At 68.4% G+C, this 12,966-nt stretch carries 9 protein-coding genes; all 9 read left to right on the top strand.

All coding sequences use genetic code 11. The annotated features are described in order from the left end of the window. Positions 1-4: 4 nt before the first annotated feature. On the top strand, positions 5-1,765 hold the full coding sequence (gene lpdA, locus QTI68_RS10900; RefSeq protein ID WP_286521486.1) for a dihydrolipoyl dehydrogenase: 1,761 nt from the start codon (positions 5-7) through the stop codon (positions 1,763-1,765). Positions 1,766-1,775: 10 nt separating this feature from the next. Continuing rightward, positions 1,776-2,570, top strand: coding sequence for an alpha/beta fold hydrolase (locus QTI68_RS10895; protein ID WP_286521484.1), 795 nt, complete (start codon positions 1,776-1,778; stop codon positions 2,568-2,570). 18 nt (positions 2,571-2,588) lie between these two features. Continuing rightward, entirely contained in the window at positions 2,589-4,892 is a 2,304-nt protein-coding gene (locus QTI68_RS10890; protein ID WP_286521483.1) for an NADP-dependent malic enzyme, read from the top strand. Between the two features lie 19 nt (positions 4,893-4,911). Further along, on the top strand, positions 4,912-6,255 hold the full coding sequence (locus QTI68_RS10885; protein ID WP_286521482.1) for a dicarboxylate/amino acid:cation symporter: 1,344 nt from the start codon (positions 4,912-4,914) through the stop codon (positions 6,253-6,255). A gap of 35 nt (positions 6,256-6,290) precedes the next feature. Then, the gene (locus QTI68_RS10880) at positions 6,291-7,625 is read left to right on the top strand and encodes an NAD(P)/FAD-dependent oxidoreductase (RefSeq protein ID WP_286521481.1); all 1,335 of its coding nucleotides are present in this window, start codon (positions 6,291-6,293) and stop codon (positions 7,623-7,625) included. Between the two features lie 57 nt (positions 7,626-7,682). Next, on the top strand, positions 7,683-8,867 hold the full coding sequence (locus QTI68_RS10875) for an acetyl-CoA C-acetyltransferase (protein WP_286521480.1): 1,185 nt from the start codon (positions 7,683-7,685) through the stop codon (positions 8,865-8,867). Positions 8,868-8,907: 40 nt separating this feature from the next. Continuing rightward, positions 8,908-9,663, top strand: coding sequence for an acetoacetyl-CoA reductase (phbB, locus tag QTI68_RS10870; protein WP_286521479.1), 756 nt, complete (start codon positions 8,908-8,910; stop codon positions 9,661-9,663). A 62-nt stretch (positions 9,664-9,725) separates the two neighbouring features. Further along, positions 9,726-11,537, top strand: a complete 1,812-nt coding sequence (locus tag QTI68_RS10865; protein WP_286521478.1) for a sensor histidine kinase — start codon at positions 9,726-9,728, stop codon at positions 11,535-11,537. A gap of 19 nt (positions 11,538-11,556) precedes the next feature. Beyond that, positions 11,557-12,924, top strand: coding sequence for a sigma-54-dependent transcriptional regulator (locus tag QTI68_RS10860; RefSeq protein WP_286521477.1), 1,368 nt, complete (start codon positions 11,557-11,559; stop codon positions 12,922-12,924). The last annotated feature ends 42 nt before the right edge of the window (positions 12,925-12,966 follow it).

The following is a 12,966-nucleotide window of genomic DNA, read 5'->3' as shown; positions in this document are numbered from 1 at the left end:
CCAAATGGCACACATGGTGGAAGTCAAGGTCCCCGACATCGGCGACTTCAAGGATGTCGCGATCATCGAGCTGCTGGTCAAGCCCGGCGAAGTCATCGCGGTCGATACCGGCCTCGTCATGGTGGAGTCCGACAAGGCCTCGATGGAAATTCCGTCGAGCCATGCGGGCACGGTCAAGGAGCTCAAGGTCGCGCTCGGCGACAAGGTCAGCGAAGGCTCGGTGATCCTGGTGATCGAGACGTCGGCGGCAGCGCCCGCCGCGGTGCCGGCCCCGGCGCCTGCACCGGCAGCTGCCGCTGCACCCATTGCCGCCGCGCCCGCACCCACCGCGGACAGCTACGCCGGCAAGGCCGACATCGAGTGCCAGGTGCTCGTGCTCGGCGCCGGTCCCGGCGGCTATTCGGCCGCTTTCCGCAGCGCCGATCTCGGCATGAAGACCGTGCTGGTCGAACGCTACGCCACGCTCGGCGGCGTGTGCCTCAACGTCGGCTGCATCCCGTCGAAGGCGCTGCTGCACACGGCCGGCGTGATGGACGAGGTGAAGCTGCTTGCCAGACACGGCATCAAGTACGCCGCACCCGAAGTCGACATCGACGCGTTGCGCGACTTCAAGGACGGCGTCGTCAGGAAGCTCACCGGCGGCCTCGCCGGCATGGCGAAGGCGCGCAAGGTCGAGGTCGTCACGGGCATCGGCAGCTTCCTCGACGCATACCACGTCGAGGTGGTGGCCGAGGGCGGCGCAAAGAAGGTGGTGAAGTTCGCCCAGGCCATCATCGCCGCGGGCTCGCAGGCCGTGAAGCTGCCCTTCATGCCCGAGGACGAACGGGTCGTCGACTCCACCGGCTCGCTGCTGCTCAAGGCAATTCCGAAGCGCATGCTGGTGGTCGGCGGCGGCATCATCGGCCTCGAGATGGCCACGGTGTATTCGACGCTGGGCACGCGCATCGATGTGGTCGAGATGCTCGACGGCCTGATGCAGGGCGCCGACCGCGACCTCGTCAAGGTGTGGGAGAAGGTCAACGCGACGCGCTTCGACAAGGTGATGCTCCAGACCAAGACCGTGGGTGCCAAGGTGACGAAGGCCGGCATCGAGGTCAGTTTCGAAGGCGCGAAGGCACCGAAGGAGCCGCAGGTCTACGACCTCGTGCTCGTGGCCGTGGGCCGCAGTCCCAACGGCAAGAAGATCGGCGCCGACAAGGCCGGCGTGGCCGTCACCGAGCGCGGCTTCATCGACGTCGACAAGCAGATGCGCACCAACGTGCCGCATATCTTCGCGATCGGCGACATCGTTGGTCAGCCCATGCTCGCGCACAAGGCTGTGCACGAGGCGCATGTGGCGGCCGAGGCGGCCCATGGCGAGGCTTCGTTCTTCGATGCGAGGCAGATTCCCTCGGTCGCCTACACCGACCCCGAAGTGGCATGGGCCGGCAAGACCGAGGAGGAGTGCAAGGCCGAAGGCCTGAAGGTCGGCAAGGCCGTGTTCCCGTGGGCCGCATCGGGCCGCGCCATCGCCAACGGGCGCGACGAGGGCTTCACCAAGCTGCTGTTCGACGAGGCCACGCACCGCATCGTCGGCGGCGGCATTGTCGGCACGCATGCGGGCGACCTGATCAGCGAGGTGTGCCTGGCCATCGAGATGGGCTGCGAGCCCAGCGACATCGGCAAGACCATCCACCCGCATCCGACACTCGGTGAATCCATCGGCATGGCGGCCGAACTGTTCGAAGGGCATTGCACCGACCTGCCCCCGGTGAAGAAGAAGTAGGCCGCCCGCCATGCCGCTCACACTGGCTTTCGAGGCTCTGGGATCGGGGCCTCCGGTGGTGATCCTGCACGGCCTGTTCGGCGCGGGACGCAACTGGACGCAGGTCGCGCAGGCGCTGGCGTCAGGCCATCGCGTCTACCTGCCCGACGCCCGCAACCACGGCGCCTCGCCGTGGGCCGGGTCCATGTCGTACGCCGAGATGGCGGGCGACGTGCGCGCGCTGATCGAGCGCGAGCATCTGCAGCGGCCCTTCGTGATCGGCCACAGCATGGGCGGCAAGACGGCGATGGCCCTCGCGCTCTCGCACCCGCAAGCCATCGGCGGCATCGCCGTGATCGACATCGCGCCCGAGAGCTACACCCACCAGTTCTCCTCGTACGTGTCGGCCATGCGCAGCCTCGACGTGGCCGGCGCGGCCGGCCGCCGCGAGATTCACCAGGCCCTGGCCGACAGCCTCAGCGTCGAAGCCCCGGTCGACTTCCTGATGCAGAGCCTGCGCCGGCAGCACGACCGCTTCGACTGGCGGCTCAACCTGCTCGCCACCGCGTTGTGCATGCCCGAGCTCTGCGGCTTTCCCGAAGCGCTGCGCGACGCGCGCTACGGCGGACCGGCGCTTTTCATCCACGGCGCCGAGTCCGACTACGTGCCGCCTTCGTCGCTCGCCGGCATCCGTGCACTGTTCCCGCGTGCGGAGACCGAGCGCATTGCCGATGCCGGCCACTGGGTCCATGCCGACCAGCCCGCGGCGCTGCTGCGCGGACTGCGCGGCTGGCTGGCCGACGCCTGCGCGGCCACCCCTCATTGACATCCCCACGGAGACACCATGTCCGACAACCTGCGCGAAGCCGCCCTCGACTACCACCGCCATCCCACGCCCGGCAAGATCTCGGTGAACCCGACCAAGCCGATGGCCACCCAACGCGACCTCGCGCTCGCCTATTCGCCCGGCGTGGCCGATGCCTGCATGGAGATCGTGCGCGACCCGGCCGAGGCCATGAACCTCACCTCGCGGGCCAACCTGGTGGCGGTCATCACCAACGGCACGGCGGTGCTGGGGCTCGGCAACATCGGCCCGCTGGCCGGCAAGCCGGTGATGGAGGGCAAGGGCTGTCTCTTCAAGAAGTTCGCGGGCATCGACGTGTTCGACATCGAACTCGACGAGACCGACCCCGACGCGCTGATCGACACCATCGCCCGCATGGAGCCCACCTTCGGCGGCATCAACCTCGAGGACATCAAGGCGCCCGAGTGCTTCTACATCGAGAAGAAGCTGCGCGAGCGCATGAAGATCCCGGTCTTCCACGACGACCAGCACGGCACCGCCATCGTCGCGGCCGCGGCCATCCTCAATGCGCTGCGGCATGTGAGGAAGGACATCGGCGAGGTGAAGCTGGTGGCCTCGGGCGCAGGCGCGGCGGCGCTGGCCTGCCTCGACCTGATCGTGAGCCTGGGCCTGCCGATGCGCAACATCCACGTGTCCGACAGCGCGGGCGTGGTCTACACCGGCCGCAAGGAGCAGATGGATCCGAACAAGGCCCGCTATGCGCAGGACACCTCGGCGCGCAAGCTGGCCGACGTGATCGGCGGCGCCGACATCTTCCTCGGCCTGTCGGCCGGCGGCGTGCTCAAGCCCGAGATGGTGATGGAGATGGCGCGCGACCCGATCATCCTCGCCATGGCCAACCCGACGCCGGAGATCCTGCCGGAAGACGCGCTGGCCGCGCGCCCCGACGCCATTCTTGGTACCGGCCGGTCGGACTACCCGAACCAGGTCAACAACGTCCTGTGTTTTCCGTTCATCTTCCGCGGTGCGCTCGACGTCGGTGCGACCACGATCAACGAAGAGATGAAGCTCGCTGCGGTGCGCGCCATCGCCGAGCTCGCGCATGCCGAGATTCCCGAGGTGGTGGCGCAAGCCTACGGCGCGGTCGGCCTGCGCTTCGGCCGCGACTACCTGATTCCGAAGCCCTTCGATCCGCGCCTGATCGAGGCGGTCGCGCCCGCGGTGGCGCAGGCTGCGGTCGACAGCGGCGTGGCGATGCGGCCGATCGCCGACATGAAGGCCTACCGCCAGCGCCTGTCGCAGTTCGTCTACCAGTCGGGCAGCAGCATGCAGCCGCTGTTCGCGGCCGCCAAGCAATCACCCAAGCGCGTGGTCTACGCCGAGGGCGAGGACGAGCGCGTGCTGCGCGCCGCACAGGTGGTGGTCGACGAAGGCCTGGCGCGGCCGCTGCTGCTGGGCCGGCCCGAGGTGATCGCCGAGCGCATCACGCAGTACGGCCTGCGCCTTGTGCTGGGCAACGACTGCGAGGCTGTCGACCTGCTCGACTCCGCCGTGCACGGTGATGCCGCCGAGGCCTACTACCAACTCAAGCGCCGCGACGGCGTCTCGCGCCTCGTGGCGCAGACCGAGATGCGCAGCCGCGGCACGCTGCTCGCGGCAATGCTGGTGCGCCAGGGCCGTGCCGACGCCATGCTGTGCGGCACGCTGGGCGACTACGGCGATCACCTGCGCCATGTGCGCGACGTGATCGGCTTGCGCCCCGGCACGAAGACCATGGCCGCCATGCAGATGCTGATGCTGCCGGGTCGCCAGCTCTTCATCTGCGACACGCACGTCAACCGCGACCCCGACGCGGCGCAGATCGCCGAGATCGCGCTGCTGGCCGCCGAAGAGGTGCGCCGCTTCGGCGTGACGCCGAGCGTGGCGCTGCTGTCGCACTCGAACTTCGGCGGCTCCGACGCGGCCTCGGCCGTGAAGATGCGCGAGGCGCTCGCGCTCATCAAGGCGAGCGATCCCCAGCTCGCGGTGGAAGGCGAGATGCGCGGCGACGCGGCGCTGTCCAAGTCGATCCTCGACCACGAGTTTCCGGACTCGGCGCTGAGCACCGAAGCCAACCTGCTCATCATGCCCAACGTCGACGCGGCCAACATCTCGTACAACCTGCTGCGCATGGCGGCTGGCAGCGGCATCACGGTGGGCGGCATCCTGCTGGGCGCGGCGCGCTCGGCGCACATCCTCACGCCGTCGTCCACTGTACGCCGCATCGTCAACATGACGGCCCTGGCGGCGGTCGATGCCAACGCCCACCGCCACGGCTTCGACATGCTCGCCGCCGGCGTCTGAAATTTTCAAGGAGACATCCGTGGACCACCAACCCGTACCCAAGCCCTTCTACAAGTCCCTGTACTTCCAGGTCATCACGGCCATCGTGCTCGGCGTGCTGCTGGGCCATTTCTATCCCGCGCTCGGCGAATCGATGAAGCCGCTGGGCGACGGCTTCATCAAGCTCATCAAGATGATCATCGCGCCGATCATCTTCTGTACGGTGGTGGTCGGCATCGCCGGCATGGAGGACATGAAGAAGGTCGGCAAGACCGGCGGCCTGGCGCTGCTGTACTTCGAGATCGTCAGCAGCGTCGCGCTCGTGGTGGGGCTGGTGATCATCAACGTCGTGCAGCCCGGCCGCGGCATGAACATCGACGCGAGCACGCTCGACACCAAGGCCATCGCCGCCTACACCGGGCCGGGCAAGATGGCCTCGACCACCGAGTTCCTGCTCAACGTCATTCCCAACACCGTGGTCGATGCCTTCGCCAAGGGCGAGATCCTGCAGGTGCTGCTGATCGCGGTGATGTTCGGCTTTGCGCTGCACAAGTTCGGCGGGCGCGGCACGCTGGTGTTCGATGTGATCGAGAAGGGCTCGCACGTGCTCTTCGGCATCGTAGGCTACATCATGAAGGTCGCCCCGATCGGCGCCTTCGGCGCCATGGCCTTCACCATCGGCAAGTACGGCGTGGGTTCGCTGGTGTCGCTGGGCCAGCTGATGGCGACCTTCTATGCCACCTGCCTGTTCTTCATCTTCGTGATCCTCGGGGGCATCGCACGCTTCCACGGCTTCAGCATCTGGAAGTTCATCAAGTACATCAAGGAAGAGCTGCTGATCGTGCTGGGCACCTCGTCGAGCGAGGCCGCGCTGCCGCGAATGATGGCCAAGATGGAGAACCTGGGCGCCAAGAAATCGGTGGTGGGCCTGGTCATTCCCACGGGCTACTCGTTCAACCTCGACGGCACCTCGATCTACCTGACGATGGCGGCGGTGTTCATCGCACAGGCCACCAACACGCCGATGTCGCTGACCCAGCAGATCACGCTGCTGCTGGTGCTGCTGCTCACGTCGAAAGGCGCGGCGGGTGTTACGGGCAGCGGCTTCATCGTGCTGGCCGCAACGCTCTCGGCGGTGGGCCATGTGCCGGTGGCGGGCCTGGCGCTGATCCTGGGCATCGACCGCTTCATGTCGGAAGCGCGCGCGCTCACCAATCTGATCGGCAACGGCGTGGCCACGCTGGTGGTCGCCAAGTGGACCGGCGACCTCGACACCGGCCGCATGACGCGGCAACTGAACCAGGAAAGCGCTGCCGATGCGGACGAGCCCGAGCAAGTGCTCGACACGGTCGTGGCGCGCATGTCCGCGGGCTCGACGCACTGAGCACACCGCGCACCTTCCTTTCAAGGCCGTACCCCATGAGCACTCCTGATTCCAGGCACCGCGTCGTCATCGTCGGCGGCGGTGCCGGCGGGTTGGAGCTGGCGACGCGCCTGGGCGATACGCTGGGCAAGCGCGGCCAGGCGGAGATCACGCTGGTCGACAAGCACCGCACCCATGTGTGGAAGCCCAAGCTGCACGAGATCGCCTCGGGCAGCATGGACATGAGCGCGCACGAGGTCGACTACCTCGCACAGGCGCACTGGCACCGCTTCCGCTTCCGGCTGGGCGAGCTGACCGGCATCGACCGCGAGCGGCGCGAGGTGCACGTCGCGCCCTACATGGACGACGAAGGCCGGCTGGTCACGCCCGCGCGCGCCTTCGCCTATGACACGCTGGTGGTCGCCATCGGCAGCCTCAGCAACGACTTCGGCACGCCCGGCGTGCGCGAGCATGCGCTGCGGCTCGAGTCGAAGGCCGACGCGCAGCGCTTTCACCAGCGCATGGTCAACGCCTGCATCCGCGCGCATGCGCAGACCACGCCGCTGCGGTCCGAGCAGCTGCATGTGGCGATCATCGGCGCAGGCGCCACCGGCGTGGAGCTGGCGGCCGAGCTGCACCGCACCACGCGCGAGGTCGTGGCCTACGGGCTGGACCGCGTGGACGCCGAGAAGGACATCCAGGTCAGCGTGATCGAGGCCGCCGACCGCGTCCTGCCCGCGCTGCCGCCGCGCTTGTCGGCCGCCACCGAGGCGCTGCTGCGCAAGCTGGGCGTGGACGTGCACACCTCGGCCAAGGTGGCCGAGGTGTTGCCCGAGGGCGTGCGGCTGGCCGACGGCCGCACGCTGCCGGCCGAGCTGGTGGTGTGGGCCGCGGGCGTGAAGGCGGCCGATTTCATGAAGGATATCGCGGGACTCGAAACCAACCGCATCAACCAGCTCGCGGTGCTGCCGACGCTGCAGACCACGCGCGACGCCGACATCTTCGCCATCGGCGACTGCGCGGCCTGCGCCTGGCCCGAGGCCAACGGTGGCAAGGGCGGCCTCGTGCCGCCGCGCGCGCAGGCCGCGCACCAGCAGGCCTCGCACGTCGCGGCGCAGATCCGCCGGCGCCTGGCGGGCAGGGCGCTCAAGCCCTACCGCTACCGCGACTTCGGCTCCCTGGTGTCGCTCGGCGAGTTCAGCACCGTGGGCAACATGATGGGCGGCCTGATCGGCGGTAGCCTGATGGTCGAAGGCCTGTTCGCCCGGCTCATGTACATGTCGCTCTACAAGATGCACGAGCTGGCGCTGCACGGCGTGGTCAAGGTTTCGCTCGACACGCTGGCCCGCCTCATCACGCGGCGCACCGAACCCCACGTCAAGCTGCATTGAGCAGGCAAGGCCCATGACCCCACCCCATTCCATTCGCATCAACCCAAGGAGACTCTCATGTCAGACGATATCGTGATCGTGGCCGCGCAACGCACGGCGGTCGGCAAGTTCGGCGGCGCGCTCGCCGGCTCGGCCGCGCCCGAGTTGGGCGCGCATGTGGTGAAGGGCCTGCTCGCCAAGGCCGGCGTTCCGGGCGATGCGGTGTCCGAGGTGATCATGGGCCAGGTGCTCGCGGCCGGCGCGGGCCAGAATCCGGCGCGCCAGACGGTCATCAAGGCGGGGTTGCCGATCGGCGTGCCCGGCCTCACCATCAACAAGGTCTGCGGCTCGGGCCTGAAGGCCGTGATGCTGGCAGCACAGGCCGTGAAGTGCGGCGACGCCGAGATCGTGGTGGCCGGCGGCCAGGAGAACATGAGCGCCGCGCCGCACGTACTGCCCAACTCGCGCAACGGCCAGCGCATGGGCGACTGGAAGCTGGTCGACACCATGATCGTGGATGGCCTGTGGGACGTCTACAACCAGTACCACATGGGCACCACGGCCGAGAACGTGGCGAAGAAGTACGGCATCACCCGCGAGATGCAGGACGCGCTGGCACTCGCGTCGCAGCAGAAGGCCGCGGCCGCGCAGGATGCGGGGCGCTTCGACGACGAGATCCTGCCCTTCAGCATCGCGCAGAAGAAGGGCGAGCCCCTCGTGTTCGCGGCCGACGAGTTCGTCAACCGCAAGACCAACGCCGACGCGCTCGCGGGCCTGCGACCGGCCTTCGACAAGACCGGCTCGGTGACGGCCGGCAATGCCTCGGGCCTGAACGACGGCGCGGCCGCGGTGCTGGTGATGTCGGCCTCGCGTGCCGCCGCGCTCGGCCTGCAGCCGCTGGCCGTGATCCGCGCCTATGCGAGCGCGGGGCTGGACCCGTCGCTCATGGGCATGGGCCCGGTGCCGGCCTCGCAACTGGCGCTCAGGAAGGCCGGCTGGAAGGCGCAGGACCTCGACCTGATGGAGATCAACGAAGCCTTCGCGGCGCAGGCCTGCGCGGTCAACCGCGAGATGGACTGGGACACCAGCCGCATCAACGTCAACGGCGGCGCCATCGCCATCGGCCACCCGATCGGCGCCTCGGGCTGCCGGGTGCTGGTGACCCTGCTGCACGAGATGCGCCGCCGCGGCGCGAACAAGGGCCTGGCCTCGCTGTGCATCGGTGGCGGCATGGGCGTGGCGCTGGCCGTCGAGCGCGCCTGAACGAATTTCCCTGTCACTCAACGCACCGAGGAGAAAGCAGATGAGCGAGAAGCAGAAGCAACACGTGGTCCTGGTCACCGGCGGCATGGGCGGCCTGGGCGAGACGATCTCCACCAAGATGGTCGATGCGGGCTACCGGCTCGCGGTGACCTATTCGCCGGGCAACAAGTCGCATGCCGACTGGGTGGCGCAGATGGCGTCGCGCGGCTATGAAATGCTGGCCGTGCCCTGCGACGTGGCGGACTTCGATTCGTGCGCGCGCGCCGTGTCGGAAGTGCAAGAGCGGCTGGGCCCGGTCGACGTGCTGGTCAACAACGCCGGCATCACGCGCGACATGACCTTCAAGAAGATGGACCGCATCAACTGGGACGCGGTGCTGCGCACCAACCTCGACAGCCTGTTCAACATGAGCAAGCAGGTGGCCGACGGCATGGTGGACCGGGGCTGGGGCCGCATCATCAATGTGTCGTCGGTGAACGGCTCGAAGGGCGCGTTCGGCCAGACCAACTACTCGGCCGCCAAGGCCGGCGTGCACGGCTTCACCAAGGCGCTGGCGCTCGAGGTGGCGAAGAAGGGCGTCACCGTGAACACCATCTCGCCGGGCTACATCGGCACGAAGATGGTCACGGCCATACCGAAGGAAGTGCTCGACAGCAAGATCCTGCCGCACATCCCGGTGGGCCGCCTCGGCAAGCCCGAGGAAGTGGCGGGACTGATCATTTACCTCGCCTCGGAAGAGGCGGCGTTCGTGACCGGCGCCAACATCGCCATCAACGGCGGCCAGCACATGCAATGAGTGACACTCGCCACCGGGCAGCCACTGATGCGGCTTGCCCGGCCTTGTGCAATAACGGCTTCATGACTTCACGGGAGCCGGTCCGGCGCTTCGATTTGCCTTCTCGCACCGCCAAACGCTGGCGCGGCCTGCCGCGCTGGTGCGGCGCGCTGGCGCTGGTGGCCGTGGCCGCCTTCACCGGCCACCACCTCGCCATGCAGAATGGCCTGGCGCGGCTGCGCGACGCGGCCGACCACCGGCTCGACATGCTCGCGACCGGCCTCGATGCCGACCTGGCCCGTTTCGAATATTTGCCCGCGCTGCTGGAGATGACGCCCATTGTCCCGGCGCTGCTCGGCACCCCCTCGAATGCGTCGCTGCGCGATGCGGTCAACCGCTACCTCGACGGTGTCAACGCCACCGCCGGCGCCGAGATGCTTTATGTGCTCGACGCCGCCGGCACCTCGCTGGCGGCCTCCGACTGGGACCGGCCCGGCACCACCGTGGGCCAGGACCTGTCGTTCCGGCCCTACGTGATCGATGCGCTGGGGCAGGGCAGGGGCCGCTTCTACGGCGTCGGAATCACCAGCCGCAAGCCCGGCTACTACCTCTCGTATGCCCTGCGCCACGACCAGCCCACGCGCGGCGTGGTGGCTGTCAAGGTCAACCTCGAGGGGGCGGAGCGCGCCTGGCGCAAGCTGCCGGGCGACGTGGCCCTGATCGACCAGCGCGGCGTGGTGATCCTCGCCACGCGCGAGGACCTGAAGTTCCGGCCGCTGTCGCCGCTCGACGCATCGCAGCTGGCCGAGGTGCAGCGTTCGCGCCCCTACGGCGAGGCCGGCCTGCAGCCGCTGCAATGGAAGCAGAAGGAGGCGATGGGGCGCGACGTGCAGGTCGTCGCACTCGACGGCGTGGACCAGCTCGCCTCGACGCGCTCGCTGCGCGGCGCGCCGTGGCAGCTGGTGGTGCTCGACGACCTGGCGCCGGTGCGCGTGGGCGCGCGCAACGCGGCCATCACCGCGAGCCTGGCGATGGCGGTGCTGCTGCTGATCGTCGTCACGCTGTGGCAGCGCCGCCGGGCCGTGCGGCAGAAGCTGGCCAACCAGGCCGCGCTGCAGGCGGCGTACGACACCCTCGAATCGACCGTGGTCGCGCGCACCGCGCAGCTGCGCGCCGCCCAGGGCGAGCTGGTGCATGCCGGCAAGATGGCGGCGCTGGGCCAGATGTCGGCCGGCGTGGTGCACGAACTCAACCAGCCACTCACGGCGATGCGCACGCTCTCGGAGAGCGCCGGCATCCTGCTCGACAAGAGCCGCTTCGACGATGTGCGCGGCAACCTGCGGCGCATCCGCGGCATGGTCGACCGCCTGGCGCGCCTGACCTCGCAGCTCAAGAACTTCGCGCACAAGAGCGAGCTGCCGCTCGCGCCGGTGCCGATGGTGAAGGCCGTGGCCGACGCGCAGGTCATCGTCGCCGAGGCCTCGAAGAACAACGGCGTCGCCGTCGAGGTCGACGTGCAGCCCGCGACCCTGAGCGTGATGGCTGAGGAAGCCGCGCTGGGCAGCGTGCTGGTCAACCTGATGCGCAACGCCATCGACGCCATGCAGGCATCGCCGCGGCGCACGCTGCGTCTCGAGGCGAGGCCGCAGGATGGCCGCGTGATCCTGCGCGTGAGCGATACCGGGCCGGGCATCCCGTCCGACATCTTGCCGCGCCTGTTCGAGCCTTTCGTCACCAGCAAGCCGGCGGGCACCGGGCTGGGCCTGGGCCTCGTGATCTCGGCACAATTGCTGCGGGCCATGGACGGCACGCTGGGTGCCGCCAACTTGCCGGACGGCGGCGCCTGCTTCGTCGTCGATCTGCCGGCCGCCATCCACACCATTCTTACCGCCTAGCCACAGGAGTGATCAACAAGTGAACGAAGCCCCTGTCATCCGGGTGTTGCTGGTCGAGGACGATGAAGACGTCCGGATCAGCACGGCCCAGGTGCTGACCCTGGCCGGTTTCGAGGTCGAATCCTTCGCGAGCGCCGAACGCGCACGCGCGCAGATCAGTTTCGGCGTGCCGGCCGTCGTGGTCTGCGACGTGCGCCTGCCGGGCCTGAGTGGCACCGAATGGCTGCTCGAGCTCCACAACGCCGACGCCGAGCTGCCCGTGATCCTGGTCACGGGCCACGGCCACATCGCCATGGCAGTGCAGGCCATGCGCGAGGGCGCCTACGACTTCATCGAGAAGCCCTTCAGCTCCGAGCGGCTGGTGGCCATCGTGCGCCACGCCATCGAGCGCCGGCAGCTCTCGCTGCAGGTGCGCGCGCTGCGCGACGCGCTGGAGAACTGGCACGGCATCCAGTCGGTGCTGATCGGCCGCTCGGCGCAGATGCAACTGGTGCGACGCACCGTGATGACGCTGGCCGAAACCTCGGCCGACGTGCTGATCTACGGCGAGACCGGCACCGGCAAGGAACTCATCGCCCGCTGTTTGCACGACCACAGCGAACGCCGCCGGCAGCATTTCGTGCCGCTCAACTGCGGTGGCCTGCCCGAGGCGCTTGCCGAGAGCGAGCTGTTCGGTCACGAGGCTGGCGCCTTCACCAGCGCCAATCGAATGCGAGTGGGCAAGTTCGAATACGCCAACGGCGGCACGCTTTTTCTCGACGAGATCGAGAGCATGCCGATGGCGGTGCAGATCAAGCTGCTGCGTGCGCTGCAGGAGCGCTGCATCGAGCGCATCGGCTCCAACAAGGCCATTCCCTTCGACTGTCGCGTGGTGGCCGCGAGCAAGGACGACCTCAAGGAAATGAGCGACCGGCAGAAGTTCAGGGCCGATCTGTACTACCGGCTCGGCGTCGCCTTCATCGAGCTGCCGCCGCTGCGCGAACGGCGCGAGGACATCCCTTTGCTGTTCGAGCATTTCACGCTGCTGGCGGCCGCGCGCTACGAGCGCGTCGCGCCGATCCTGAGCGGCGCGCAGCTGGCCGACCTGATGGCCTACGCCTGGCCCGGCAACGTGCGCGAACTGCGCAACGTGGCCGACCGCTTCGTGCTTGGCCTGCTGGGCGAGCGCTTGACGCAGGCGCGCGGCAACGCAGAAGGCACGACCGCCTTGCCGCGCGGACTGCCGCAGCAAGTCGAGTCCTTCGAGCGGGCGGTGATCGTCGAGGCACTGCGCAAACACCAGGGCGACCAGCCGGCCACTGCCAGCGCGCTGGCGATCGCGCGGCAAACGCTGCACGACAAGCTGCGCAAACTCGGTATCACGGCGGAAGAATTCAAGTCTTTGTGACGGCTCTGGTGCTAACTTTCCGCGCAGCCGAACACCTTCCAG

It is taken from the genome of Variovorax sp. J31P207 (assembly GCF_030316965.1).
Taxonomy (GTDB): domain Bacteria; phylum Pseudomonadota; class Gammaproteobacteria; order Burkholderiales; family Burkholderiaceae_C; genus Variovorax; species Variovorax ginsengisoli_B.
The sequence above is the reverse complement of the archived record's forward strand: the minus strand, read 5'-3'. Positions and strand labels throughout refer to the sequence as shown.

Bases quoted from the DNA above. Each gene is read 5' to 3' on its own strand.
- QTI68_RS10895 (WP_286521484.1), top strand. From the start codon at position 1,776: ATGCCGCTCACACTGGCTTTCGAGGCTCTGGGATCGGGGCCTCCGGTG.
- QTI68_RS10880 (WP_286521481.1), top strand. From the start codon at position 6,291: ATGAGCACTCCTGATTCCAGGCACCGCGTCGTCATCGTCGGCGGCGGT.
- lpdA (WP_286521486.1), top strand. From the start codon at position 5: ATGGCACACATGGTGGAAGTCAAGGTCCCCGACATCGGCGACTTCAAG.
- phbB (WP_286521479.1), top strand. From the start codon at position 8,908: ATGAGCGAGAAGCAGAAGCAACACGTGGTCCTGGTCACCGGCGGCATG.
- QTI68_RS10890 (WP_286521483.1), top strand. From the start codon at position 2,589: ATGTCCGACAACCTGCGCGAAGCCGCCCTCGACTACCACCGCCATCCC.
- QTI68_RS10865 (WP_286521478.1), top strand. From the start codon at position 9,726: ATGACTTCACGGGAGCCGGTCCGGCGCTTCGATTTGCCTTCTCGCACC.
- QTI68_RS10875 (WP_286521480.1), top strand. From the start codon at position 7,683: ATGTCAGACGATATCGTGATCGTGGCCGCGCAACGCACGGCGGTCGGC.